The 25177-nt window shown below is 69.2% G+C and carries 25 protein-coding genes and 1 riboswitch; of the genes, 11 read left to right on the top strand and 14 right to left on the bottom strand.

Annotated features, from left to right (window positions below; all coding sequences use genetic code 11):
* A partial coding sequence (locus tag QZ271_RS07470) for a hypothetical protein (RefSeq protein WP_291430097.1) occupies window positions 1-465 on the bottom strand: 465 nt, incomplete at its 3' end.
* A gap of 85 nt (window positions 466-550) precedes the next feature.
* Here QZ271_RS07470 and QZ271_RS07465 point away from each other — a divergent pair.
* Together QZ271_RS07465 and QZ271_RS07460 are read left to right on the top strand one after the other, a co-directional pair.
* Window positions 551-895: a nucleotide pyrophosphohydrolase gene (locus QZ271_RS07465; RefSeq protein ID WP_291430096.1), complete on the top strand. Its 345-nt coding sequence runs from the start codon at window positions 551-553 to the stop codon at window positions 893-895.
* On the top strand, window positions 892-1425 hold the full coding sequence (locus QZ271_RS07460) for a YfiT family bacillithiol transferase (protein WP_291430095.1): 534 nt from the start codon (window positions 892-894) through the stop codon (window positions 1423-1425). Before QZ271_RS07465 ends, QZ271_RS07460 begins: the two co-directional genes overlap by 4 nt.
* Before the next feature lie 327 nt (window positions 1426-1752).
* Here QZ271_RS07460 and era read toward each other — a convergent pair whose 3' ends face one another.
* A complete protein-coding gene (era, locus tag QZ271_RS07455) occupies window positions 1753-2673 on the bottom strand; it encodes a GTPase Era (protein ID WP_291430094.1) in 921 nt (306 codons plus the stop codon).
* 411 nt (window positions 2674-3084) lie between these two features.
* Here era and QZ271_RS07450 point away from each other — a divergent pair, with 411 nt between their 5' ends.
* On the top strand, window positions 3085-3687 hold the full coding sequence (locus tag QZ271_RS07450; protein ID WP_291430093.1) for a YIP1 family protein: 603 nt from the start codon (window positions 3085-3087) through the stop codon (window positions 3685-3687).
* Window positions 3688-3782: 95 nt separating this feature from the next.
* Here the strand turns inward: QZ271_RS07450 and QZ271_RS07445 are convergent, their stop codons facing one another.
* From QZ271_RS07445 to QZ271_RS07435, 3 genes are read right to left on the bottom strand one after another with little or no spacing between them, the layout of a single operon-like run.
* Entirely contained in the window at window positions 3783-4610 is an 828-nt protein-coding gene (locus QZ271_RS07445; RefSeq protein ID WP_291430092.1) for a transglutaminase family protein, read from the bottom strand.
* Window positions 4611-4662: 52 nt separating this feature from the next.
* Window positions 4663-5628, bottom strand: coding sequence for an alpha-E domain-containing protein (locus QZ271_RS07440; protein WP_291430091.1), 966 nt, complete (start codon window positions 5626-5628; stop codon window positions 4663-4665).
* Window positions 5628-7319 carry a circularly permuted type 2 ATP-grasp protein gene (locus QZ271_RS07435; protein ID WP_291430090.1) on the bottom strand — a complete coding sequence of 564 codons (1692 nt, stop codon included), beginning with the start codon at window positions 7317-7319 and terminating at the stop codon, window positions 5628-5630. The genes QZ271_RS07440 and QZ271_RS07435 overlap by 1 nt, the downstream gene beginning before the upstream one ends.
* Before the next feature lie 209 nt (window positions 7320-7528).
* Here QZ271_RS07435 and QZ271_RS07430 point away from each other — a divergent pair, with 209 nt between their 5' ends.
* The 6 genes from QZ271_RS07430 to QZ271_RS07410 all read left to right on the top strand — a co-directional run bounded on the left by QZ271_RS07430 (window position 7529) and on the right by QZ271_RS07410 (window position 12475).
* Window positions 7529-7897 carry a hypothetical protein gene (locus QZ271_RS07430; RefSeq protein ID WP_291430089.1) on the top strand — a complete coding sequence of 123 codons (369 nt, stop codon included), beginning with the start codon at window positions 7529-7531 and terminating at the stop codon, window positions 7895-7897.
* A gap of 316 nt (window positions 7898-8213) precedes the next feature.
* The gene (locus QZ271_RS07425; RefSeq protein ID WP_291430088.1) at window positions 8214-9302 is read left to right on the top strand and encodes a 3-deoxy-7-phosphoheptulonate synthase; all 1089 of its coding nucleotides are present in this window, start codon (window positions 8214-8216) and stop codon (window positions 9300-9302) included.
* 303 nt (window positions 9303-9605) lie between these two features.
* Complete coding sequence (locus QZ271_RS14535; protein ID WP_367114337.1) at window positions 9606-9785, top strand: DUF2256 domain-containing protein; 180 nt, start codon at window positions 9606-9608, stop codon at window positions 9783-9785.
* Entirely contained in the window at window positions 9782-10693 is a 912-nt protein-coding gene (gene uvsE, locus QZ271_RS07420) for a UV DNA damage repair endonuclease UvsE (RefSeq protein ID WP_367114336.1), read from the top strand. Before QZ271_RS14535 ends, uvsE begins: the two co-directional genes overlap by 4 nt.
* Before the next feature lie 272 nt (window positions 10694-10965).
* Window positions 10966-11889: a hypothetical protein gene (locus tag QZ271_RS07415; RefSeq protein WP_291430087.1), complete on the top strand. Its 924-nt coding sequence runs from the start codon at window positions 10966-10968 to the stop codon at window positions 11887-11889.
* 43 nt (window positions 11890-11932) lie between these two features.
* A complete protein-coding gene (locus QZ271_RS07410) occupies window positions 11933-12475 on the top strand; it encodes a PolC-type DNA polymerase III (protein WP_291430086.1) in 543 nt (180 codons plus the stop codon).
* A gap of 340 nt (window positions 12476-12815) precedes the next feature.
* Here QZ271_RS07410 and QZ271_RS07405 read toward each other — a convergent pair whose 3' ends face one another.
* The 5 genes from QZ271_RS07405 to QZ271_RS07385 all read right to left on the bottom strand — a co-directional run bounded on the left by QZ271_RS07405 (window position 12816) and on the right by QZ271_RS07385 (window position 19919).
* Complete coding sequence (locus tag QZ271_RS07405) at window positions 12816-14783, bottom strand: phosphodiester glycosidase family protein (RefSeq protein WP_291430085.1); 1968 nt, start codon at window positions 14781-14783, stop codon at window positions 12816-12818.
* 200 nt (window positions 14784-14983) lie between these two features.
* On the bottom strand, window positions 14984-16090 hold the full coding sequence (locus QZ271_RS07400; protein WP_291430084.1) for an FtsW/RodA/SpoVE family cell cycle protein: 1107 nt from the start codon (window positions 16088-16090) through the stop codon (window positions 14984-14986).
* The gene (murD, locus tag QZ271_RS07395) at window positions 16087-17412 is read right to left on the bottom strand and encodes a UDP-N-acetylmuramoyl-L-alanine--D-glutamate ligase (RefSeq protein ID WP_291430083.1); all 1326 of its coding nucleotides are present in this window, start codon (window positions 17410-17412) and stop codon (window positions 16087-16089) included. Before murD ends, QZ271_RS07400 begins: the two co-directional genes overlap by 4 nt.
* Window positions 17413-17635: 223 nt before the next feature.
* Window positions 17636-19048, bottom strand: a complete 1413-nt coding sequence (gene trmFO / locus QZ271_RS07390; RefSeq protein ID WP_291430082.1) for a methylenetetrahydrofolate--tRNA-(uracil(54)-C(5))-methyltransferase (FADH(2)-oxidizing) TrmFO — start codon at window positions 19046-19048, stop codon at window positions 17636-17638.
* A 64-nt stretch (window positions 19049-19112) separates the two neighbouring features.
* A complete protein-coding gene (locus QZ271_RS07385) occupies window positions 19113-19919 on the bottom strand; it encodes a YdcF family protein (RefSeq protein ID WP_291430081.1) in 807 nt (268 codons plus the stop codon).
* A 132-nt stretch (window positions 19920-20051) separates the two neighbouring features.
* Between QZ271_RS07385 and QZ271_RS07380 the strand changes: the two genes are divergently transcribed.
* Entirely contained in the window at window positions 20052-20654 is a 603-nt protein-coding gene (locus QZ271_RS07380) for a DUF305 domain-containing protein (protein WP_291430080.1), read from the top strand.
* Window positions 20655-20813: 159 nt separating this feature from the next.
* Here QZ271_RS07380 and QZ271_RS07375 read toward each other — a convergent pair whose 3' ends face one another.
* Window positions 20814-21119 (bottom strand): hypothetical protein, encoded by a 306-nt coding sequence (locus tag QZ271_RS07375; protein WP_291430079.1) that lies wholly within the window; start codon window positions 21117-21119, stop codon window positions 20814-20816.
* A gap of 71 nt (window positions 21120-21190) precedes the next feature.
* Window positions 21191-21397 (bottom strand): hypothetical protein, encoded by a 207-nt coding sequence (locus tag QZ271_RS07370; protein WP_291430078.1) that lies wholly within the window; start codon window positions 21395-21397, stop codon window positions 21191-21193.
* A 467-nt stretch (window positions 21398-21864) separates the two neighbouring features.
* On the opposite strand from QZ271_RS07370, the gene QZ271_RS07365 reads away from it, so the two are divergent.
* Window positions 21865-22443 (top strand): DUF4258 domain-containing protein, encoded by a 579-nt coding sequence (locus QZ271_RS07365; RefSeq protein WP_291430098.1) that lies wholly within the window; start codon window positions 21865-21867, stop codon window positions 22441-22443.
* 87 nt (window positions 22444-22530) lie between these two features.
* Here the strand turns inward: QZ271_RS07365 and purH are convergent, their stop codons facing one another.
* Both purH and QZ271_RS07355 read right to left on the bottom strand, forming a co-directional pair.
* Complete coding sequence (gene purH / locus QZ271_RS07360) at window positions 22531-24132, bottom strand: bifunctional phosphoribosylaminoimidazolecarboxamide formyltransferase/IMP cyclohydrolase (protein ID WP_291430077.1); 1602 nt, start codon at window positions 24130-24132, stop codon at window positions 22531-22533.
* A gap of 50 nt (window positions 24133-24182) precedes the next feature.
* A riboswitch (ZMP/ZTP riboswitch) is annotated at window positions 24183-24268 on the bottom strand.
* A 253-nt stretch (window positions 24269-24521) separates the two neighbouring features.
* A complete protein-coding gene (locus QZ271_RS07355) occupies window positions 24522-25070 on the bottom strand; it encodes a hypothetical protein (RefSeq protein ID WP_291430076.1) in 549 nt (182 codons plus the stop codon).
* Window positions 25071-25177: the final 107 nt, after the last annotated feature.

The following is a 25177-nucleotide window of genomic DNA, read 5'->3' as shown; positions in this document are numbered from 1 at the left end:
ACCCTCCTGCTCTGCCCACTCGCGCAGCGCCCGGTGCAACTCGGCAAACGTCCCGCCCGACGCGACCACGTCCACCAGCGCCGCCCGGCGCCCCGAACGCACCAGTTCGCGCGGGTGCAGGCCCGCCCCGGCCAGCAGGGGCCGCAGCGCCCGCACCTGCCCGGCGTCCAGGGTGGCGTGCAGCAGCGACACGTTCAGGCCCGATACCCGCCACGGCACGCCCACGCCCCACAGCAGCCCGCCCAGGTACGCCCGCAGCGGCTCGGGCGAGCGGCCCACGAACACCAGATCCGCGCCGCCCGCCGCGACCAGCACGCCCGCCAGCGCCGAGCGCAGGTCCGGCCCGAACGCCTCCAGCGCGTCCGGACAGGCCGGGAGCACTCCCAGGCCGTCGGCGCGGGTCACGTCCCACACGGGCGGCCCGGCACTGTGGAGCGGGTGGTGCAGCGGGCGCGGCGCGGTCATGCCCGCATGCTGCGCCCGGCCGGGTAGCCCGCGCATCGGCCAGCTGGCGCACGGCCCCCCCGCCATTGTCAGTATGCTGACCCGCATGAGCCTGACCTTCGAGGACGCCAGCGCCCGCGTGGACGCCTACATCAGCCAGTTCCGGGAGGGCTACTTTCCGCCGCTGCTGATGCTGGCCCGACTGACCGAGGAGACCGGCGAGATCGCCCGCGTCATCGCGCACGCCAACGGTAAGACGCCCAAACCCGGCGAGGACGCCGGTGACCTGGAGATGGAACTCGCGGACCTGCTGTTCGTGACCATCTGCATGGCAAACGAAAGCGGCCTGAACCTGGAACGCGGCTTTGAGCGCATGATGGCGAAGGTCGAGAAGCGCGACGCGACCCGCTGGACCCGAAAGGACGCCAGCGATCACGAGGTCAGTCCATGACCCGCGACCTGCGCTACCCGCTCGGGCCGATGCCCACACCGCAGACCCTCACGCCCGCGGAGCGCGTGGAGGCCCTCGGGCACCTGCTCGCCCTGCCCGCCGACCTGTTCGGCGCCGTGCAGGGCCTGAACGACGGGCAACTAGGCACCCCGTACCGCGAGGGCGGCTGGACGGTGCGGCAGGTCGTGCACCACGTCGCCGAGAGCCACATGAACGCCTTCATCCGCCTGAAACTCGCGCTGACCGAGGACAACCCCACCATCAAACCCTACGAGGAGGACCGCTGGGCGGCCCTGCCCGACCACGAACTCGCGCCTGATGTCAGCGTGAAGCTGCTGGACGCGCTGCACTCGCGCCTGGGCAGGCTATTCGCCTCGCTGGACCCCGCCGGACCCGACTGGGCCAGACCCTGGACGCACCCTGCGCAGGGCCGCACGTACACCGTGGATACCCTGCTCGCCATGTACGCCTGGCACGGACGCCATCACACGGCGCAGATCACCGCCCTGCGCGAACGGAACGGCTTGTAGGTGCAGTTCGGCACTGAACTCCATACTCCCATTAGCTGGGGCACTACCCGGACGGCGGGCACGCCCTGCGGTGCGCGTGGCTGGCCGAGGCCCAGCCGGATTCCACCTTCCGCCCCGCCCTGCCGGACGAGGTGACCGAGGTGCGCTTCGTGCCGAAAGCCGAATTCGGCGCCCTGTACGACGCCCGCCTGATCCGCATGCACCACACCAAACCGTTCCACGAGGACGCGCTGCGGGAACGGGAGCGCTGACCCCCCAGCCAGCGGCGGGGCGGAACGCGCTGACCTGCGTTCCACCCCGGCTGGTGCCGCCGTCAACCCTGGCTGCTTACTCGTACCCGAGTTCGCGCAGGGCTTCCTCGTCCTCGCGCCAGTTGTTGATCACGATGACTTCCAGGCCCAGGTACACCTTGCGGCTCAGGAACACTTCCAGTTGCTTGCGGGCGGCCTGACCGATCTCGCGCAGTTGCTTGCCGCCCGCGCCGATGACCATGCCCTTGTGGGCGTTCTTCTCTACGACGATCTCACCCTCGATGCGTTGCAGGCCGTCCTGGCGCTCGGTCCAGGAGTTCACGCGGGTCGCGACGGCGTACGGCAGTTCGTCGCGCAGTTTCTTCATGGCTTCCTCGCGGATGATCTCGGCCGCCCACTGCTCGCGCGTCTGGTCGCTGGCGGCGCCCTGCGGGAAGAAGAACGGGTTTTCCGGCAGCACCTCCAGCAGTTGCTCACGCAGGGTCGCCACGGCGGCCGGGTTGTTCTGCGCGCTCAGCATGGTCTCGCTGGTATCGTGCTCGCGGCCCTCCAGCAGCGCGCGGTACAGTTTCATGGCCTCGTCCGGGTACTTGGCGGCGTCGGTCTTGTTGCCGACCATGAACAGGGGTTTGGGCAGTTCGCGGATCTGCCGGGCGACCAGCTGATCCTCATCGGTGGGCGGGTGGCGCAGGTCCACGACCCACACGACGGCGTCCACGTCGGCCAGGGCGCTGTGTACCTCGTGGTTCATGTACTTGCCCAGGGCGTCTTTGGCCTTGTGCAGGCCGGGCGTGTCCACGAACACGATCTGGCGGTTCCCGTTGGTGTGGATGCCGCGCACGCCGCGTCGGGTGGTCTGCGGGCGGGGGCTGGTGGGGGCGACCTTGGTGCCCAGGAAGCTGTTCAGCAGGGTGCTTTTGCCCACGTTGGGTTTGCCGATAATGGCAATGAAGCCCGAGTGGGTCTGCTGGTCTCCGGTGGAGGAAAAATCCGTCATCGTTTCTATTCTCTCATGCCGCGCGCCGTTCAATGGTGCCGGGGCAGGTTCGGCGGGCGCTGCGACCCACCACGCCCAGGCGGGCGCCCTCGTCGGCGCGCAGGATGGCCAGCCGGTCCGGGCCGCTCAGCCGGGCACTCCCGGGTAGCTGATACGGACTGCCGTTTGTTTCGCTGACAATCCGGAATAAAACACGGAATCCGGGTGAGAGGCCTGGGTGGCGCCCTCCAGTATGACGCCGCGCCGCCGCGCCCGTGCCGCCATGCCCGTGCCGCCATGCCCGACGCGTGCCTGGCCCAGTTTCCATGAAGGCCTGGTCTCCATGAAGGCCTGGTCTCCATGCAGGCTGTTGAAGTGAACGGTCGGTCAGGGGGACGCAACTTCCCTGACCTGACGCCCGTACTCTGGGGCATGCGAAACCCCGTCACCGGACCAGAAGTCAGCGTGCAGAACATGTTCGCCCAGAGCGCCGCCGTCCTCACGCAGCCCAGCCCTGCCACCTTCGAACGCTACGAGCGCGGCGGCGGCCTGCGCAGCGCCCTGACGTACGTGATAGTGGCCGCCGTCGTGTCGGCCGTCATTGCCGCCGTGTTCTCCTTCCTGCACAGCGACGTGACCTTCTTCGGGCAGCTGTTCAGCCGCCTGATCGGCGTCCCCGTGGGGTTCCTGATGTTCACAGGCGCGGTCTACCTGATCGGCCGCACGCTGTTCAAGGGAACCGGTACGTACCCGGAAGTGGCGTACACCTTCGCGCTGTTCTACGTGCCCATCAGTATCGGCATGACCCTGATCGGCATCATCCCGGTTCTCGGCTGGCTGGTCAGGCTCGCCCTGAGTCTCGCTCTGGTCTATTTCGGATTCCTGGCCGTGCAGAGCAGCATGAACCTGCGCGACCAGACCGAGGCCGCCGTCACCCTGGTCCTCGCCTGGATCGCGCAGGCCGCCCTGGGCCTGATCGTGACAGGCATTGTGGGCAGCATCTTCGCGGTAGGCCGCGCTGCCACCGGTCAGTAACGGCCTCCGTCATTGCCGCTGGCAGGAGGGGCACAAGGCGCTACGTTCACGCCTGTGCCCCTCCTGATGTTGCGGTCCTGTCTCTGCTGCTGGGTCTACTGTTCCCGTCCGTACACGTGAACGGCCACGTCCATGTGGCCCTGCCCGCCGCCGTAGTACGTGCCGCGCACGGGTGACACGTCACTGTACTCGCGGCCGTGGCCGATCTTGATGTGCTTCTCGCGTGCCAGGCAGTTGTTGGTGGGGTCCAGGCCCAGCCACCCGTACCCCGGTATGAAGCACTCGACCCAGGCGTGCGTGGCTTCGGCCCCGACCATCTCACCGCCGCTGTACAGGTACCCGCTGACGTAACGGGCCGGAATGCCCAGTTGCCGCGCGATTCCCAGCATGGCGTGCGTGAAGTCCTGGCAGACGCCCCGCTGGTGAGTGGCGAACTCCACCAGGAGCGTGTTGACGGTCGTGGCTTTCGTGTCGTACGTGAACTGCCGAGACAGGGACGAGTTCAGGTTCACCAGGAAAGACGGCAGGTCGTCCGTCCCGGTGGGCCGCGTCACGCCGAACAGTTCCGGCCAGCTGCCTGCGGGAACCCGCGGACTGGACACCAGGAACTCGGTGTACTGTCCACGCTCGGGCCACAGCGCCGCGAAGGGCGTGGCGACCGGGTCGGGCACGGCGTGCGTGTCGACCAGGGCCTGCGCCTCGATCAGCAGGTGCTGGTGGTGTTCATGCACGTGCACGTGATGCACGATCGCCCCGAAGTAATCCTTGTGCGAGGTGACCTCGGCGTCCGGCGTGACGTGCAGGTGAAAGGACCGCACAGTCTGCCGGGCCTCCTGACTGGGGTGCAGCCGCACCTGATTGAACGAATCCCAGGCGGGTTTGGGGTAGCGGTACTCGGTGGTATGACGGATCTCGCAGCGCATCAGTTCTCTCCCCGGTCCTGGTGAGCCGGTGTTCCTGCGCTCAGGCAGTTCATCATTCCTGCTGGAAGTACGCCGTGTCGATCGCGGCGCCCACGCGGTTGATCTCGATCAGCAGTTCCGGAAGCGAAGGAGAACGCTGCTCCAGAATATCGTCGATCCGGGCGTACTGAAGGCGCGCGACCAGCCAGCGGGACAGGCGCAGAATGTCCGGGTGCGCGCCGGGGTGGTGATGGTCGATCTGCGCGAGCGCGTCGTACAGATTCTCGGCGCTGTAGCGCAGGCTGCGCGGAAAATACTCGTCGAACAGCAGGAATCCCGCCACGCCGCGCGGGTCGATGCCGCTGTGCGCCGCCTTGCGGTACGCCTCGAACGCGCTCGCGCCCTTGAGCACACTGACCCACTGCTGCTCCTGAAGGGCGCGGGCGGTCGGGTCGGCCGGGCCACCCATGGCCGCCGGGTCCTGCGGGCTGTCCAGCCGCGCCTGCAACACCCGCACGGTGTTATCGGCGCGTTCCAGCAGTTGCCCGCTGCGCAGGAACGACCAGCCCTCGTCGCGCGGCAGGGTGGCAAAGGCGATCCCGAAGAAGAACTGCGCCGCCTCGCGGGCCGCCACGCAGTACTCGTACAGACCGTCTCGGTCCATCACGTCGCCCGTCTCGAAGCACAGGTTCAGGTACGAGCGGTTCACGGTTTCCCACATTTCACTGGGAATCCGGTCCCGCAGGCCCCGCGCATTGTGCCGGGCGCGCGCCAGACTGCTGGCGATACTCGAAGGGTTCTCCAGATCGAACGCCAGCCACGCGGTGGCGCTGCGGGTGTCCAGCTGCCCGTAGCGTTCCAGCAGGGGACCCTCGCCGCCCGTGAGTGCCAGCAGGGGCCGCCAGTGTTCATCGACCCGCCCGGCGGATTCCAGCGAGGCGTAGTAGTTGACGTTCAGCAGGCGGGCCGTGTTCTCGGCGCGTTCCATGTACCGGCCGATCCAGTACAGGTTCTCGGCCAGTCGTGACAGCAGCAGCATCAGCGGTTCTCCCCGGGCTGTTCAGCCCCCCAGGTGCCTGTTTCCGGCGCCTCTCCCAGCTGATCGTGTGACAGCTGCTCCTTTTCCAATTCCTGCTGGTAGGACCGCGCCGGGCCGTCCCCGGACGACGACAGCATGCCCTGCACCTGCGACTGGCTCTGCCAACCGCTCCCCTGGGATTGACTCTGGCTCTGGCTTTGACTCTGGCTCTGGCTCTGCGGCGGCCGGGCGGCCCGCAGCGCTTCCTGGGCGTGGGCCGTGTCGTCATCCTCAAGCACCCAGGTGTCCTTGCTGCCCCCACCCTGCGAACTGTTCACGACCAGACTGCCGCGCGTCAGGGCCACGCGGGTCAGGCCGCCCGGCACGATGGTCACGTCCTGCCCGAACAGCACGTAGGGACGAAGGTCAATGTGCGACCCCTCGAAGGTCCCGGAATCCGCGTACAGCGTCGGGTGCCGCGACAGGCCCACCACTGGCTGCGCGATGAACTCGCGGGGTTCCAGCCTCACCTTCTTCAGGTAGGCGTTGATGTCCTCCTGGGTGGCCGCCGGGCCGATCAGCATGCCGTACCCGCCGGCCTCGCCCACGCCCTTGAACACCAGGTCAGCGGCGTTCGCCAGCATGAACTCCAGGTGATCGGGATTCCAGCCCAGGTAGGTGGGCACGTTGTTCAGCAGCGGTTCCTCGTTCAGGTAGTAGCGGATCATGTCGGGTACGTAGGCGTACACGGCCTTGTCGTCGGCCACACCGGTCCCGACCGCGTTGGCGATGGCCACGCGCCCCTGCCGGTACACTTCCATCAGGCCCGCCACGCCCAGCGAACTGTCGCGCCGGAACGCCAGCGGGTCCAGGAAGTCATCGTCAATGCGGCGGTAGATCACGTCCACCTGTCGGCGGCCGCCGGTGGTGCGCATCCACACGCGCCCGGCGTCCACGAACAGGTCGCGGCCCTCCACGAGTTCCACGCCCATCTGCTGCGCCAGGAACGCGTGCTCGAAATACGCGCTGTTGTACATGCCCGGCGTGAGCACGACCACCGTTCCGTTCGGTTTGGGACTCACGGCCTGAAGGTTCGCCAGCAGCGCGGTCGCGTACTGCTGCACGGGGCGCACGCGCTGACCCTCGAACATGCCGGGGTAGATACGGGTCATGGCCTGCCGGTTGGCGAGCAGGTAGGACACGCCGCTCGGTGAGCGCAGGTTGTCTTCGAGCACCAGGTACTCGCCCTGCTCGTTGCGGATCAGGTCCGTGCCCACCACGTGAATGAACACCCCGCCGGGCGGCGTGACCCCATGGACCTCGCGCCGGAAGTGCGCGGACGTGAACACCAGTTCCGACGGAATCACGCCGTCCATCAGGATCTGCGCGCCACTGTAGATATCGGTCAGGAACGCGTTGAGGGCCTTCACGCGCTGCTTGAGGCCCGCCTCGATATGCGACCACTCGCCCGCCGGAATGATGCGCGGCACCGGGTCGAACGGGAAGGTCCGCTCGGTGCCCATCGCGTCGCCGTACACCGTGAACGTGATGCCCTGATTCCGGAACGCCGCGTCCAGCTGGTGCCGGCGCCGTTCGAACTCGGCCGTGCCGAGCCGCTGGATGTAGGCCTCTACACCCTGGTAGTGGGGACGGACCTGCCCGTCCCCCCTGAACATCTCATCGAAAAACCTGGTGCCTGGATCGTACTTCATGCCATCCGCCCTCCCCCCGCGTTCCGTGAGATGCAACAAGATACGGGTTTCGCTCGCCCGGCGCGGGCACCGGCACAGACAGGAAAGCATGTTAAAGGCACGCGGCTGTCACGGAAAGTCCGGGAACGGCGCGCAGCGCAGCGGGCCAGCACGGTCAAAGTCACGCCCAGCGCCACGGTGACCCCCACCTGGGGACTACACTGCCACGCATGAGCAGCCCCGCCGGAACCCCTATCAGCGCCGACGACCGGGCCCGCCTGGACCCCGTGTTCATGCAGGTCATCCTGGACACGCAGGCGCAGGTGCAGCAGACACAGCCCGCCCAGACCGGCCCGCTGGCCGCCATGTTCCACCGGGAAACCGTGACCGAGGCCCTCCAGGGCTGCGCCATGCTGATCGCCGGCTGGAACCAGGGCCGCGTGGACGACGCCGGCCTGACCCGCGCCGCCAAGGCCCTGCGCGCCCTGCAACTTACTGAACTGGCCGACCGACTGGGCAACCTGCGCAACATCGCCGGCCCTGAATCCAGCCCTGAATCTGGCACTGAATCCAGCCCTGAACCCGGCACTGGACACTGACCTGCCCCCGCCGCACTCTCGCCGCGCCGCGCGGGACTGGGCACGGGGTCCTGATGCCGACTCCGGTTGAAGGGTTGCCGCCCACCAGTCCAGCGTCCGGATGCCACTGCCCTAGACCGCCGCGCCGCTCCCCGCCCGGGCCGCGGCCTACACTTTCCTCATGACCCGCCGCCCCATGACCCGTTGCGGCGCCTTCTTGTCCTGGTTCGGTTCACGCCGGGCCTAGGTGCGCTGCGCCCCCGCCGCCCGGTGAGTCCCCAGAGGCCACCGGGCCGTTTCATTCCTACCTTCCCCACTTGCCCCCAAGGACCCCCCCATGACCCACCCGGACCCCATCATCGAAGCTGGCCGCACCGAGAACCTCAACGTGAGCGGGTTCACGCCCCTGATCACGCCCCGCGCCCTGAAAGCCCGCTGGCCCCTGACCCCGCAGGCCGAGGCGACCGTGCTGGCCGGACGGCAGGCCGCGCAGGACATCCTGCATGGCCGGGACGACCGCCTGCTGGTCGTGGTCGGGCCGTGCAGCGTCCACGACCACGATCAGGCCGTCGAGTACGCCCACCGTCTCGCGGCGCTGCGTGAGCGCGTCAGGGACCGGCTGGAAGTCCACATGCGCGTCTACGTGGATAAACCCCGCACCACCGTCGGCTGGCGCGGCTACCTGCTCGACCCCGACATGGACGGCACCAACAACATCAACCGGGGCCTCGAACTGACCCGCCAGCTCATGATCGCCGTCAGTGAACGTGGGTTGCCGGTCGCCACGGAACTGCTCGACCCCTTCGCGCCGCAGTACCTGTTCGACGCGGTTGCCTGGGCCTGCCTCGGCGCCCGCACCACCGAATCGCAGACGCACCGCGTCATGAGCAGCGCCGTGTCTGCCCCCATGGGCTTCAAGAACGGCACGGGCGGCGGCATTAAACTCGCCGTGGACGCCATCGTGGCCGCCAGCGCCCCGCACGCCTTCTTTACCGTTGACGACGACGGGCAGGGCTGCATCGTTCACACGCGTGGCAACCCAGACGGGCACGTGATCCTGCGCGGCGGACGGGGCGGCCCCAACTACGCCCCGCAGTTCGTGAAGGAGGCGGGCGACCTGATGCGCGCCGCCGGGCTGACCCCGGCCGTCATGGTGGACTGCTCTCACGCCAACAGCGGCAGCGACCACACCCGCCAGAGCCTCGTGTGGCGCGACGTGCTGCACCAGCGCGCCGCCGGCCAGCGCGCCGTGCGCGGCCTGATGATCGAGAGTAACCTCCGCGCCGGCAAGCAGGGCATTCCCGCCGACCGCCGCGACCTGATTCCCGGGCTGAGCGTCACGGACGCCTGCGTTGGCTGGGACGAGACTGAGGCGCTGCTGCTCGAAGCGCACGCCGCACTGGGCCGCGAAGTCGTCCCCGGCTGAGCCGGGCCACCGCTGGAACCCACCCAGGGCCGATGCGGGAGCGGCGGAACAACCCCCACCCTGGCGTGTGTCCAGGGTGGGGGAGAGTGCGGATCATACGGACTCCGATTGAACAGTTTGCAAATCCGCCCAATCCGAGCGAAGCGAGTGGGGGCAAAACGGGTTCCGGACATGGCGCTGGCAACCCGGTGAAGTTGCTCAAAAGGCTTTCAAGAATAGGGAGTCGTCTTCCTCACGCATCATGAAGGCCATTCCTCACGCGCCGCACACTCTGCCCCCACCCGAGCAGGCACACTCGGAAGCATGAGCCCCACCACTGCCAAGCGCCCCGGCGGAGGCCGCCTTCCCAGCCAGCGCCCCAGCAAACCCTGCGCCCACTGCGGCCTGCCCTTCACGTGGCGCAAGAAATGGGAGCGCGACTGGGACCACGTCCTGTACTGCTCGGACCGCTGCCGCGCCGCCGCCAGACGGGACCGCCCGTGACTGCCACCTCGAATGCGGGCGGCCCTGCCTACGGCCTTGTTTGCCTGAGCAGCGGCCCCGAGGTACGCTTCCGGACCATCACCCTCACCCGGTACCGCGCCCTGAGTCCCACCGCGCGCGAGGGCACGCTGCTGGACCTGTACGCCGACAACGTCGCCCGGCTGCGCGGCGCTGCCAGCTTCTGTCAGGCGCGCGGCATCCGCCTGTACCGCCTGAGTTCCAGTCTGTTTCCCATGCTGGACCTCGAAGGAGACGACACGGGCGCGGCTGTCCTGAGCCACCTCGCCCCGCAGTTGACCCGCGCCGGACAGGCCTTTACGGACGCCGGTATCCGCGTGTTGATGCACCCCGAGCAGTTCATTGTCCTGAACAGCGACCGCCCCGAAGTCCGCGAGAACAGCCGGCGCGCCATCAGCGCCCACGCGCACGTCATGGACCGCCTGGGCCTGAGCCGCACCCCCTGGAACCTGCTGCTGCTCCACGGCGGCAAGGGCGGCCGCGCCGCCGAACTGCGCGACCTGATCCCCGACCTGCCAGACGCGGTCCGCCTGCGCCTGGGCCTGGAAAACGACGAACGCGCCTACAGCCCCCGCGACCTGCTGCCCGTCTGCGAGGCCACCGGCACCCCGCTGGTGTTCGACGCGCACCACCACGTTATCCACGACCGCCTGCCCGACCAGGAACACCCCAGCGTCCGCGAGTGGGTGCTGAGCGCCCGCCGCACCTGGACCCCCCCGGACTGGCAGGTCGTGCACCTCAGCAACGGCATCGATGGCCCCCAGGACCGGCGCCACAGCCACCTGATCACCCACCTGCCCAGCGCCTACCACGACGTTCCCTGGATCGAGGTCGAGGCCAAGGGTAAAGAAGATGCCCTGGCGGCCCTGACCAGCCCGGTTCCACTCTGAGCCCACTTATGCTGATTCCGATTGATTCAGAACAGTACCCAATCAATCGGAGTCCGTATTAAGTACCTTGTAGCTCAGTACCTTGAAGCTCACATGGCGCCATGCCGGGAAAGCACCGGAACCTCTCCATTCCCGCTCCAACGTACGTTCTTCTGCTCCGCGCTCCGCGCGGTTTATCGACAAGATAAATGCAGTGTACTTAGCACGTCGCCGCGCTGCGTTCCAGGGCAGATGCGCCGCCAACCGGGCCGGATTCCGGGTACGCTTGGGGCATGACTCAGCGTTCAGCCCGATCCCTGACCCTGACCGCCCTGCTGACCCTTCCCGTGACGGCGCACGCCGCTGGCATTCTGGGCACCAGCGTCACGCAGGCGCAGATTGGGCAGTCCGCGTTCTGCCAGACTTACAACTGCGGGGAACCGTTTGTGCGCGGCCGGGAATGGCAGTACCCGTTCAGTCGCTACCAGGGTCTGGCCATCACACGTGAATCTGCCGAACCTGGCAGCCGCGTCATGGACGTTCGACTGTGGGTCCGGAACGATGGCCTGAACGCCGCAGCCGACCGCGCCGCCTTCCAGCAGATGCAGAAACTCGCGCTGGGCTACGTACCGTACAGCGGCGCCGTGGAATCCTGCTACGGCGCCAGCTTCACCCGCACGCTCGTGGACAGCCCGGACGAACGCACCCAGGGTGTCACCTGCGAGCAATGGGACAGCTCCACCGATTTTAACGTCACGGCCAGCCCGGCGTTTCTCGCGCGCACCGCGCCTGCGCCCGCCACGCTCACGGTCGGCCCCACCAAACTGAACACCTGGAAGTTCACCACCTGCGCCTCCCAGAGCGGATCGAAGGCCTACCTGCAGATGGGCGAGGCCGCCCGATGCACCCTGCGTATCGAGACCAAGGGCGCGCAGAGCGCCGTGGTCCGCGCAGACTTCCAGTACGAGATCGAGTACGTGCAAGGCGGCCAGTACGTCAAGAAACTTCTGCCGGACGTGGAAACCTGGGTGGTCGGCCGCACGCCCGGCACCCTCGACCCCCGCCTCAGCCAGAGCGGGCGGGTCATCACGGCGTCCGTCAGTCTGGCCGTGAAGAAGGTGCCGGGCCGCACCGTGACCAGCCTGAACACCATCGCCCGCCTGACGTTCGCCAACGGCGCTGTGAAGACCGCCTACGAACCCCTGCTCGTCCGCTGACCCGCCGCCCCACACGCGCCCCACACGCGCTACGCTGCGGGGCGTGAATGTTGTCGTGTTCGACCTTGAAACCACGGGCCTCTCACCGGAACGCGACGGCATCGTGGAAATCGGCGCGGTGCGCATCGTGGACGGTCAGGTCCACGAGCACCTGAAATACGAGACGCTGGTGCGCCCCACCACCCCGGACGGCCAGACCCTGATGATCCCCTGGCGGGCCGAGCAGGTGCACGGCATCAGCAACGCCATGGTCCGCGCCGCCCCGACCATCGCGGAGGTCCTGCCGGAATTCATCGAGTACGTGAACGGCTGGCCGGTCGTGGCGCACAACATCGGCTTCGACGGCGGTTTCATGCGTGCCAACGCCCAGCGGTACGGCCTGACCTGGGCGCCGGCCAGCGAGCACTGCACCGTGCAACTCTCGCGCCGCGCCTTCCCGAAAGAGCGCGCGCACAACCTGACCGTCCTGGCCGACCGCCTGGGCCTGAACTTTGCGCCCGGAGGCCGCCACCGCTCGTTCGGGGACGTGCAGGTGACCGCGCAGGCCTACTTACGCCTGCTGGACCTGATCAACGTCCGGGCATGAACGGCGACGAGATAACCGGGCCCGGCGCGCCCTGCGGACTTCGCTGCATACCGCAAAACCCTTGCGTTGTTCCTGCCCGCATCCGCTCGGCTTGATTCGCTGACAATCCGGAACTTGACCGGATTGCCAGCTCCACGTCCAGAAACCCGCTTCGGCTCCCACTCGCTTCGCTCGGATTGAACGAACTTCGCAGCCCATTCAACCCGGAGTCCGTCTAGGTACGGTGAAGCTCACATGGCGCCCTGCCGGGAAAGCACCGGAACCTCTCCATTTCCGCTCCAACGTACCTTCTTCTGCTCCGCGCTCCGCGCGGTTTATCTACAAGATAAACGCAGTGTACTTAATGCTTCGAGGCGGCCGTGCCGGGGCGCGGCACCAGCACGAGCGCGTTGGGCACGGCGCGGCTCCAGACGGTATTCAGATACCCGCCCAGGTCGGCGTACCCGCCCGTGACGTAGGCGGTGGCGCTGCTGCCACTGTCGAGTCGCACGGCGTCCCGCACGCCCGCCCCGGCCAGCGCGGCGGCGAAGGTCTCGGGACTGCCGTACTCCAGGAACGCGATGGTGGGCCGGCCTCCCAGCATACCGAACGCCACCTGCCGGGTGGGCCGCCAGATGCTGGCGTTCGTGTTGAACCCCTCGCGGGCCGGGTCCAGCACGACCTTCCCGCCCTGCACCAGCAGCGGCCCGGCGCTCAGGGCGTCGACCGCGCCGGCCCAAGGGGCGTCGGTGGCGCGCCAGTCGAGGGCCACGTTCAGGGGCGCCCCGGCCGCGCGCGGAAGGTGCGGGAAGCGGGTGGGGTCGAAGGTCACGGCCAGCGTTCCGGCGGGCGGCACGACAGGCCCCGTGAAGGCCCGCAGCACCCGGCCCGCACCGGGCGTGACGTACAGGGTGGTCAGGTTGTCCGCGCCGACGCCGCTCCGGCCATCCCCGACGAACGCGGTCAGCAGGTCCGGGGCAGGGCGGGCGCGCACGCTGTTCACGGTGACGCTGTACGGCGTGCCCAGTGCGTCCGCGCCGCTCAGGACGTAGCGGGGGCGGGGGTAGCCGAACAGCGTGTCCCCCTGGGCGGTGATGCCCAGCGTGGCGCGTTTTTCCAGGCTGCCGGCCGTCATCAGGCCGTTCGTGGCGACCAGGTCCACCGGCAGGTGGGTGGCCGGGTCAAAGTAGCCGCCGTTCACGCCCGCCACGCCGCCCGCGCTGCGCACCAGGTCCGCCACGCCGCTGGCCCGCCCGGCCGGGGCGCTCACCACCCGCGTCTGGTACAGCGCCGGGTCGAAGCTCAGCAGGTGCAGTTTGCCCTGCTGCTGGTACGTGACCCCGGCGGGCAACGTGTCCGGGTTGACGGGCGGCGGCACGCTGGTATCGGTGTACGTGGTCGTGTCGATCACCACGCGCGCCGGGCTCTCCAGCGTGAAGATTTCGCTGCGGCCGCCGCCCGTTCCCAGGAACAGGGCGCTGCCGGTGCCCGTGAGTTCCAGTTTCAGGGCGTCCCCTGACTCCAGGGTCTGCTGCACGGGCGAGCCGCTCACGCCGGGCAGCGTGACGCGCAGGCCATTCGCTTCACGCGTCACGCTGTACGCGATCACGCGCGGGTCCGGCACGTTGAATTCCAGGACCACGCGCTGCACCTCCACGCTGCGGTGCATGCTGCGGCTCACCCGGACGGTATTCAGGTTGGCGGTCGGCACGAAAGTCGGCGTGGGCAGCGCAGATTGCCCTGCAACTCCCGGAACCGTAGCGGCCTGGGCGGCACCGGTTGGGGTCGCGGCGGCCGTCCCGGCAGCCGCGACCGGCGCGGCGCTGGATGGGGCCAGACTGGGAGGCAGGGTCACGCTGGGCACGCGGGCCGGCGCCGCGAAGTCCAGCAGGTCTGGCGTGTCGGCCAGCACTGGCACGCCCAGCGCCAGGAGGGCCGAGAGCGGCACGAACAGACTCCCGCCGGCCAGTTCCGGCGCGGGTAGCCGCGCGCCCAGCGTGAACCCGGTGGCGCGCCATCCGCTGCCCGGCGAGAACTGCAATTCCCGCGCGCCCAGCCTTAGCCGCAGGTCCTGCGGATCGTTGCGCACCGCGACCCCCAGGCGCGGCAGCGTCCACACGGCCAGCGCCTCGCCGCTCACGAACTGACGCGAATCCAGACCCGCGCTCTGCCGCAGTCCGCCGATGGCCACGGGCCGCGCGGCCACCACACCCGACGCCAGCAACGCCGAGAGCAGCGCCGCTCTGCCCAGCCAGCCCGGCCGCCGCCTGACTGCCTGAACTTCCGTGCCTGCCTGCCGGTCCCTGCCCTGAACGCCCCTGATCTTCACGCGGGCGAGTGTAACGCCGCCGCCTCGGCTGCGGGTGAGCAGCCCGTCAGGTGCGCGGCCCGCCCCCTCGGATGAATACGGATTCCGGTGGAATGACGTGCCACGCCGTTTCCTGTCTGGCTAATCCAGCCGGTCGGTCGCACCGTCGTGCGTGGCCAGGAGTTTCGTCCGCTCCACAGCGCTGTTTTCCGGTCTTCCGGTCACTCGGCGCTGGGGGCCAGGGCCTCCCGGCTTTCTTCGGGCAGCTGGCGGCGCACCTCGCGCATGGCCGAGTGAATGATGGCCAGGGCCAGGCTCATGGTCAGCATGCTGGAAAAGCCGTAACTGACGAGCGGCAGCGGCACGCCGGTGACGGGGAAGATGCCAGCGGCGACGCAGAGGTTCACGAAGGCCTGCCCGACGATCATGAACATTGCCCCGATGGCCAGAGTGCTGGCCCCATGAATCTCGGGGCTCATGGGGCGCACGCGGCTGGCCAGTTGAGCGACCTCCAGGGCGGTGGCGACGATCAGCCAGTACGCGAACAGCAGCATAGCCACGCCCAGCAGCCCGGACGTGAAGCCGACAGACGCGACGATCATGTCGGTGTGCTCGCCGAAGTAGTTGAAGCGCAGTCCGTCGGGACCCTGACCCCACAGGCCGCCGAAGTTCAGGTCGCGGTGGGCCATGCCGATCTGGTCGAGGCCGATCTTGCGGATCTGATCGGAATTCCGGTGCGAGGCCAGGCGCGGTAGGATGTACGGGTTGCGTTCCAGGTACGTGCCGATCAGCGGCAGGGTCATCATGGTAATGGCTAGCACCAGCCCGCTGATATTGCTGATGCGCACCCCGGCGGCATACATCAGAATGATGCCCAGCCCGAACGTCAGGACGCTGGTCCCCAGATCCGGTTCGATCAGAACCAGGAAGGTGGTCAGCACGATCATGCCGGTGGCGCTGATAAGTTTTTTGTGCACGCCGCGCCGCGCGAAGAACGACGAGAGCATCAGGACCAGCCCCAGCTTACCCATCTCGGACGGCTGAAAGCGGACCGGGCCGAACTCCAGCCAGCGGCGCGTGCCTTCACTTTCGGCCGTGCCGACCCCGATAAACGGCACAAGGACCAGCAGCAGCAGCGTGAATCCCCACACAGGAGGCCCCAGCCGCAGGAACGCCCTGGGACGCAGCCGGGCCAGCGTGAGTGTCACCGCGATGGCGATAAGGACCTTGCCGCCGTGATCGAGGATCTTGTCCGGTTCGGTCGTCGCGATGCCCAGCAGGCCCAGGCTCATCAGGAGGAGCTGCGCGATGATCAGTTGAACGCTCACGCGCGGCCCCCGGCACTCTCACTGGCACTGGCACGGTCACTCTCACTGGCATTGGTCAGGGCCTGCGCGGCGCGGCTGAAGCTCTCGCCCCGCGCCCGGTAATCCCGGAACTGATCGAAGCTCGTCCCGATCGGGGCGAGCAGGACCGTCCCCCGGCCGCCTAGGGCGTCCAGTCCAGCCTGCACGGCGCGGTTCATGCTCTCGTCACCGGTGGCTCCCGCCACGGTGCGGTAGGGGAGGCCCAGCTCGCGGGCCAGGGCCTCGCCGTCCTCTCCGAACGCGATGACCTGCGCGACCCGCCCGGCGGCGGCCGCCCGCAGCGGCGCGAGGTCCGCGCCCTTGTCGCGGCCGCCCACCAGCCACGCGATGGGCGGCGTGGCCCGCTCCAGCGCCGCCTGCACGGCCAGGGTGCGCGTGGCGATGGAGTCCTCAATGAACCGCACGCCGCCCACGCGGGCAACCGTCTCGAAGCGGCCCTTCACGGGCGCGGCCGTGCCCAGCGCGCCGGCCAGCACGCCCGGATCGACCGGGCGGCCCAGGTGCCGGAGCAGCGCCTCGGCCGCCAGGATCGCCGCCGCCGCGTTCGCCGGGTGAATGCCGTCCGGCAGCGCCTCGGCGTGCAGCACGGTCGTCCCGTCAGCCAGGGCCAGTCTCGCGGGCGTGAAGGGCAGAAGGCGGGCGCGCGTGCGCACGGTCAGGTCCGGCGGGACGATCAGCACGTCCCCGGCCTGCTGCGCCGCCGTGATGTTCAACTTGGCCGCGTGGTACGCCCCGACCGTGCCGTGCCGGTCGATGTGATCCACCCCCAGGTTCGTGATGACCGCCACCGGCAGCCGCACGCCCGGCACCCGCTCCAGCTGAAAGGAACTGAGTTCCACGACCGCCACCCCCGCCGTATCCACCACGTCCAGCAGCGGCGGGTCGATGTTCCCGCCCTCGCGGGCGTTCAGGCCGCAGGCGCGTAGCAGGTGCGCGATCAGGACCGTCGTGCTGCCCTTCCCGGCCGTGCCGGTCACGCCCACCAGCGGCAGCGCGGGCCGCAGCCGCGCCGCGAGGGCCACCTCGCCGATCACCTCGGCCCCCGCCGCCCGCAGGGCCGTCAGGTCCGGGTGATCGATGGGCACGCCCGGCGCGGCCACCACCGTCCGGTAGGGCCGGGTCACGTCGCCCCGCTGCCAGCCCAGTTCGTCCATCAGGGCGTGATCCTCCGGGGCCGGGCGCGCGTCCAGCCACTCGCCGCGCACGCCCTCCCGCGCCAGGAACCGCGCGGCGCCGCGCCCACTTCGCCCCAACCCGTACACCAGCACCCCGTCAAGCTTCACGCCACCCACCATAGAACACCCACCATAAAACAGGGCCGCGCCGGTGTGTCCTAGCAGGCAGCTCAGGAACACCCGAAGGGGTCCGCGCTGCCCGAAGGTTCTTCCGCATGCCCATCCGCGACCCGCCCTGACCCGCTCTGATCCACCCCGTTCTGATCCACATAGAAGAAGGCATGCAAGAGGAACGGGTGCCGGATTGCCAGTGGAGCAGGGGGAGTTCGCCTTACGCTCCGGCGGCCTCTGCTCCTGATGGCTGGGCCGCTTCTTCCAGTTCGCGTGCGGGGGGCGGCGTGACTGTCAGGCCCGCCTCGGTCTGCGCCCACTCCATGAAGGCGTTCAGGCCCCGGCGGAACATCACGGGGCGTTTCTCGCGCTTGCCCAGCTTGCGGGGTTTGCCGGTCTTTTCGTTCATCTGCGGGGGCAGTTCCGGCACCAGCGCCCAGTTCACGTTCATGGGCTGGAACCCCCTGGGGTTCGCGCTCGCCAGGTAGCGGGTCAGGCCGCCCAGCATGCTCTCGGCGGGCGGCGTCAGCGGCGGCAGGCCCAGCGCCAGTCGCGCGGCGTTCGTGCCGGCCAGCCACCCGGTCGCGGCGGACTCCAGGTACCCTTCCGTGCCTGCCAGGACGCCCGCCACCAGCTTGGTCGGATCGGCCTTGAGCTGCAACGTGGACTCCAGGACCTGCGGCGCGTTCAGGTACGTGTTGCGGTGCATCACGCCGTAGCGGACGATCTCGGCGTTCCCCAGGCCCGGAATGAGGTTCACGACCGCCTTCTGATCCCCCCACTTCAGGCCCGTCTGGAAGCCCACCAGCGACCACATGCGGCCCTCGCGGTCCTCCTGACGCAGCTGCGCGACCGCGTACGGCCAGCGTCCCGTCTTCGGATCATCCAGTCCCTTGGGAGACATCGGCCCGAAGCGCGGCGTGTCGATCCCGCGCCGGGCAATCTCCTCGATGGGCATGCAGCCCTCGAAGAACTCCAGTTTCTCCCAGTCGTGCGGCGTGTGTGCCCGGGCCTGCTCCAGCGCCCCGAAGAACGCCAGGTACTCGTCCTTGGTAAACGGGCAGTTGATGTAATCCGCGCTCTGCTCGTAGCGCCCCGCCCGCCACGCCACGTCCATGTCAATGCTGTCGAACGCGATCACGGGCGCCGCCGCGTCATAGAAGCTCAGGCGCTCGCTGCCCGTCACCCTGGCCATGTCTGCCGCCAGCGCGTCCGATGTCAGCGGCCCGGACGCGATCACCGCGACGCCGTCCGGCACGGCCGTGACCTCTTCGCCGCGCACCTCGATCAGCGGATGCTCCCGCACCGCGCGCGTCACCCGCTCACTGAACTCGTCGCGCTCGACCGCCAGCGCATTCCCCGCCGGGAGCTTCGACGCGTCCGCCGCGCCCACGATCGCGCCCCCCACACTGCGCAACTCGGCCTGAAGCAGGCCCTTACTCTGCAACTCGCCCTCGCCGCCCAGCGAGTTACTGCACACCAGTTCCGCGAAATTCCCACTGCGGTGCGCCGGGGTCATCTTCACGGGCCGCATCTCGTAGAGCCGCACCCGCACGCCCAGCCGCGCCGCTGCCAGGGCCGCCTCGGACCCCGCCAGTCCCGCACCAATCACCGTGATCATTCGCTCGCTCATCAAGACGGCAGTGTAGGGCAGGCCCGCAGCATCATGTGTGCCGCGAGGCGAATCCGCACGCTCCTCAGCGTTCCGGCGTGCCGCCCAGCGCGGCCTTCACGCGCGACAGGTTCTCGTAGGCCAGAATCCGCACGGCCCACAGGCGGTCCAGAGGGAGGGGCAGGGTGGTGTCAAAGCGGGTTTCGGGCGCGGGCACGCTGACCACGTTCACGCCGGACGTGCGGAACAGGGCGGCGGCGCGGCGGCTGTGGCTGGGGCTGGTTACCAGCAGGACGGTCGTCCAGCCGCGCGTGCGGGCCAGGGCGTGCACGCGGGCCGCCTCGTCGCGGGTGGTGGTGACGTTTTTCAGGGTCAGGACTTCCGGGCCGTCCGCGCCGAGTTGCCGCGTGATGATCTGACGTTCCAGTGTGCTGATTTTCGGGCAGTCGCGCGGCCCGATCAGCCCCGACTGCTCGGAGACGGTCAGGGTGGGCGCGTACTCCTGTCCCCACAGTTCCAGGCCGCGCGTCAGGCGGGCCAGACTGGCGGATTCCAGTGTCCGGGACTGGCATTGCAGGCCGCCGCCGAGGACCACAATCGCGTCCGCCTTCACGGGCGGCTGCGACAGGGTCAGGGCCGCCAGCGGGCCGCGCAGGACGGGCGTCAGCAGGCACGCGGCCAGCACCAGCGCCACCCCAGCGGCGGCGGCATGCAGGGCGCGGCGCGGTGGGCGGAAGGCTCCGGCCAGTGCGCCCAGGATCAGCAGGCCCCACAGCAGGGGCGTGGTCGCGCGCACCTCTCCCAGGAAGGCGGCCAGCACCCCCAGGGCCGCGCCCACAGCCGCGCCCCCCAGCGCGCCCCTGATCTGCTCGTTGCGGTCCCGTGCGGTCATCGGTGGGCAGTGTAGCGGCAACGTCCCACAGGTGCGGAACCCGAACAAGGCCGGGACCCAGAATAAAAGACCCAGAAACGAGGGACCCCTCCCCCTGACCCTCCGCGCGCGGGGGTGCCTATACTCGCGGGCATGTTGCGCCGTCTCGCCCTGCCCGTGCTGGTCGTTCTTGCTGCTGTGCTGGGGGGCCTGCTGCCGCGCCTGGCCGGCCCGGCCGAGAGCAGTACCGAGGTGCGGTTCGTACGCGAGATGATCCAGCATCACGCGCAGGCCGTGGACATGGCCACCCGCGTCCGTGAGGCGAGCAGTGACCCGCAGGTGCGGGTGCTGGCGCTGGACATCATGCTCTCGCAGCAGGAGCAGATCGGGCAGATGCGCGGCTGGCTGACCCTCTGGAAGCGCCCGTGGGCGGGGGCCGGCATGGACGCCGGGCACGCCCATGCCATGGGCATGGCCACGCAGGCGCAGGTCGAGAATCTCAGTGCCCTGAGGGGCCGCGCCGCCGACGTGAACTTCCTGCAACTCATGATCCGCCACCACCAGGGCGCGCTGGGCATGGTCGGCCCGGCCCTGAACCCCGGTGTTCGCCCGGAAGTGCAGGCCCTGGCCCGCCAGATTCAGGCGACCCAGTCGGCCGAGGTGGCCCTGATGACCCGCCTGCTGCGCGAGCGGGGCGCGCAGCCGCTCCCCACGCCTGCCAGCAGCCCCGCCGACATGGATGGCATGCAGCACTGATACGGATTCCGATTGATTTGACGCAGCTGCGAATCAATCCGAGCGGATGCGAGGAGGACCAACCGATGCCCCTTCGCGGTATGGAGCGGTAGTCCGTATGATCGGCCCCACACTGAAAGGCCCATAAAGCCGTGCATTCTGCTGCGCTTCAGTCTGGGCTTACCAGGTGTCCTCGTCCAGGGCGCCGGTCTTGGCGTCGCGGCGGGCCTTGCGGCGGGCGTCCTTGCCGCCTTTCTTTTTCGGTTGGGGTGGCAGGGTCAGTTCGTAGGTGCGGTCCGGCTGGCAGGGGGCCGGGTGTTGTCCCAGCGACTCGCCGGGGTCGCTGCGGACGTTCCCGGCGACGTGCAGGTGCCGTTCCCCGCAGTAGGGGCAGGTATCCACCACCCAGAACAGCACGCGGGTGCCGGGCATGTCGCGCAGGGTCACGAAGGCCTGCTGGGGGGTGCGTCGGTCCTTCTTCGCCATGCGGCGCAGCGTACCGCCCGCCCCGGCCGGAGTCTGTGGCGGGCATGGCGTTCCGGTCATGGCTGCCCGGCCTAGACGTCCTCGTCGCCGCTTTTCAGGTACGTGACGACGCTGCGGGTGTGCTGGTCCACGAGGCAGGTGCTGTCCTCACATTCCAGTTGCAGTTCACGTGGGTCACGGGCGTCCGGGCAGAACACCTCGCGTTCCGGGGCGTCGTCCATCCAGTTGAGCAGGGCCAGAACGTCCGGGACATCGGCGGCCAGCATGGGTCGGATCATGGGAACCTCCGGAAGTGGCGGCTACGCTCTCACGGCTACGCTCTCATGGGTGCGCTCTCATCCTGGCGGGCCGGACGGGGTGAGCCGCACCGGGCGGGGGCAGCGTGTAGGCGGCAGGACCAGGGCGACAGGGATACGCAGCAGGGCTGAGCGACGGGGTTGTGGGTAGGCTGACCCTTAGCCTAGTCAGTGGCGGCCCCAGCTGTCTGCCGGGCGCTTCACCCTGCCCCCCGCCCCGGACGTGCTATGCTCAGGGCATGCCCTGAACAGGGTACGCCGCCTGCCTCCCCACAGACACGAAGCCGTGTTTGAGGGGCGTTTTCCTTTTTGAGGGAGGCCCGTATCGCCTCTGGTCGGCAGGGAAGGCGGGGCAGCGCAGTTGGAGGTGTTTCGCCGTGACCAGACAGTCCAGCAAACCGGGCCTCAACGTCCCCTCACGCGCCGCCCACCGCGTTCCGGCCAGTGACGTGCAGACCGGCACGGACCTGCTGGCCCTGCGCGCCCAGCTGGCCCGCGCCGAGAAGGCCGCCCGCCGCGCCCAGGCCAGCCCTGCGCCCAGGCCCGCCGCGCAGGCCCCCGTGAAACCCCAGCGGGCAGCGGACCTGGACGGCATCAGCACCGACGACTTCAGCCTGGGCCGCGCGCACGCCCGCCTGCGCGACGCCGTGTACGACGGCCGGTACCACCTGTGCGACCACGCCATCGGGCACGCCCGCGCCGAAGGCTTCCTGGAACACGACGTGATGAACGTCCTGCTGACCGGCCGGGTCCGGGCTGTGTACACCGAGGACCGCCGCTGGCTGGTCTGCGGGTACTTCGAGGCGTGCAGCGTGAAACTTCCGCTGCACGTGGTCGCCGAGCATTCCCGCGACGGGTTCGTGGACATCGTGACGGCGTTCGTCCCCAAGCAACCGCATCACATCATCAGCCGTGCCCGGCTGGCCGTGATGCTCCGCTACGACGATGGGACCATCCGCGCCCGCACCGCGCACGCCGGGAACCGCGTCGGGCACCGCAGCAAGGGCCGCTGGAAGAAAAGCGCCTGACGGCACGCGGAGCAGGCACGCCATACAGGTAGGAACACAGGCCAGGGGCCGGGGCAACGCGTACCCTGGCCCCCGGCCTGTGAGCGGTCAGTGCCGGAAGTGGCGGCTGCCCGTGAACACCATGCTCAGGCCCAGTTCGTTGCACGCGGCGATCACTTCGGGGTCACGTTTGGCGCCGCCGGGTTGCAGGATGGCCGTCACACCCACGCTCGCGGCGAGGCGCACCACGTCGTCGAAGGGGAAGAACGCCTCGCTGGCCAGCACGGCGCCCTGCGCGCGCTCACCTGCGTTCGCCACGGCCCGCTCGGCCGCCCAGATGCGGCTGACCGCCCCGGTGCCCAGGCCGACCGTCACGCCGCCGCGCGCCAGAACCACGGCGTTACTGCGGGCGTTCTTGACGACCGCCCACGCGAAACGCAGGTCATGCCACTCCTGATCGGTGGGCTGCCGGGCCGTGACGACCTCCGGGCACAGGTCGTCCCAGGGGCGGGCGTCGCGTTCCTGCACAGCGAACCCGCCGCTCAGCGGGCGCACGTCCAGCACGCTGATTCCCTGCGGCGCGGCGGCCACCAGCACCCGCAGGTCCGGTTTCTTCTCCGCGAACCACGCGGCGGCCTCGGGCGTCACCTCGGGCGCGATCAGCACTTCCAGGAACGTGCCGCGCGTCGCCTGCGCCGCCTCCAGGGTCACGGGCGCGCTGACGGCGACCACGCCGCCGAACACGCTGAGGGTGTCGGCGTCACGGGCGCGTTCCCAGGCCGCTTTCACGTCGTCCGCGACGGCCACGCCGCAGGGGTTGGCGTGCTTGACAGCCACACACACGGCCACCGGGTCGCCGTGCTGCGCCTGCGTCTCCTGAGCCGCGAGCTCCTGACACAGTGCCCAGGCGGCGTCCGCGTCGGCGTAGTTGTTGAAACTCATGGGTTTGCCCGCCACGACCTGCGCGTCGATAACCGGGCCGACCGCGCTGCCCAGACGGTAGATCGCGCCCGGCTGATGGGGATTCTCGCCGTACCGAACCTCGGCGGCCCGGCTGAGGTTCAGGGTCAGCGTGCTGGGCAGCGCGGTAGGCAGTTCGTCGCTGCTGCCTTCCAGGTACGCGGTGATGGCCGCGTCGTACTCGCTGGTGTGCCTGTACGCCTTGGCGGCCAGCCGCTGCCGCTCGGCGGGGCTCACGCTCTCCTGAAGCGCCACCGCGTAATCGGCAGGATCCACGAGGATCAGCACGCCCGCGTGGTTCTTCGCCGCCGAGCGGATCATGGCGGGCCCGCCGATATCGATGTTCTCGATGGCCTCGTCGAACGCCGCGCCGCGCGCCACCGTCTCCCGGAACGGGTACAGGTTCACGCAGACCAGATCAATGGTGCCGATTCCGTGTGCGTCCAGCTGCTCCAGGTGGGCTGCTTCTCTGCGCGCCAGAATCCCGCCGTGTACCGCCGGGTGCAGCGTCTTCACGCGGCCGTCCAGCATTTCCGGGAAGCCTGTCACGTCACTCACCTGCCGCGCCGCGACGCCCGCCGCCACGAGGCTGGCGTACGTGCCGCCGGTACTCAGAACCTCCCAGCCGCGCGCCTCGAGTTGCTGCGCGAACTCCACCACGCCCGTCTTGTCACTCACCGAGATCAGCGCCCGTCTCCTGGACTGCGCTCCGCTCTGCTGACTGCCCTGCCCTTCGCTCTGCTGCGTCATGTGCTTTCCTCCCAGAACCAGAAACGCGAACGGTTCCCACCGACAGGGAGCCGTTCGACCCAGGCGCGCGATCATTTCCTTCCCCGGAGGCTCCCCCGTGGTCAGCCCACGTTCAGCGCCAGTCGCCCCCACACTGGCCGCAGCATACCGGGTTCATGTGGTGCGGGGTTCGGCAGTTACAGACACGCGGCAGCAAAGTCAGGCGGGCGCAGGCTTTCACTTGGTTGCTCTTCTGATGCCGGGCGCGAAGGCCGCAACCCGGCGGAGGGGTGTCTGGTGAACGAAACGGAAGGCAGATCTCAGCAGCCGCGTCGCAGGGCTGACCGTTTCAGCCCTGGACATAGCAAACGACGTGACCGGTAAGGCCACGTCGGGTTGGTCGTTCTGCCTCAGCCGCTGTTGCCGCTGCCGTCCGGGTTGGGTGCGTCGGCGGGCGTGGGGGCAGCGCTGTCCAGGCTCAGCAGGCGGCGCAGGTCGTCCAGTACGGCGCGTTCCTTGTCATTCACGACTTCACCGCCGAAGCCCAGGAAACCGCCTTCCTTTGCGGCGTTCGCGGTGCGTTCAGCCACGTCCATCAGCATCTGGCGGTACGCGGCGCTGTCCTCGGGGCTGGTTTTGGCACTCACCAGCCACGCGGCCTGCCGGACGTTCTCCAGGCTCTGCTCCAGCGCGTCTTGCATGCTGCGGGGGCGGTCCTGGTGGGGCATCACGGCCGGGTCCGGCGGGGTGGCCAGCAGATCGGCGGCGATGGCTTCGAGCAGTGGCGTGCGGGTGTCCGCGCTGACGCCCTCGCGGATGGCGTCACTCAGGGCTTTGGCCTCGGCCACCAGGCCGGTCAGGCCGCTGGGGCTGGACGCCACGATGGCGGCTCCGGCGCGGCCGGGACCGGTCATGACCTTGAACCACTCGTCGGGCGTGAAGTTCTCCTTGATGCTCATGCCCACAGCGTACGGGCCGCGCCCGGCACGCAGCTTGGGGGTTCATTCACGTTCCGGCTGACCGCCTACCCGGACCCCACAAAGGGTCGCAGCAACCCTTCAGTCCG

Origin of the sequence: Deinococcus sp., assembly GCF_018260555.1 — a bacterium.
Lineage (GTDB): Bacteria > Deinococcota > Deinococci > Deinococcales > Deinococcaceae > Deinococcus.
The sequence above is the reverse complement of the archived record's forward strand: the minus strand, read 5'-3'. Positions and strand labels throughout refer to the sequence as shown.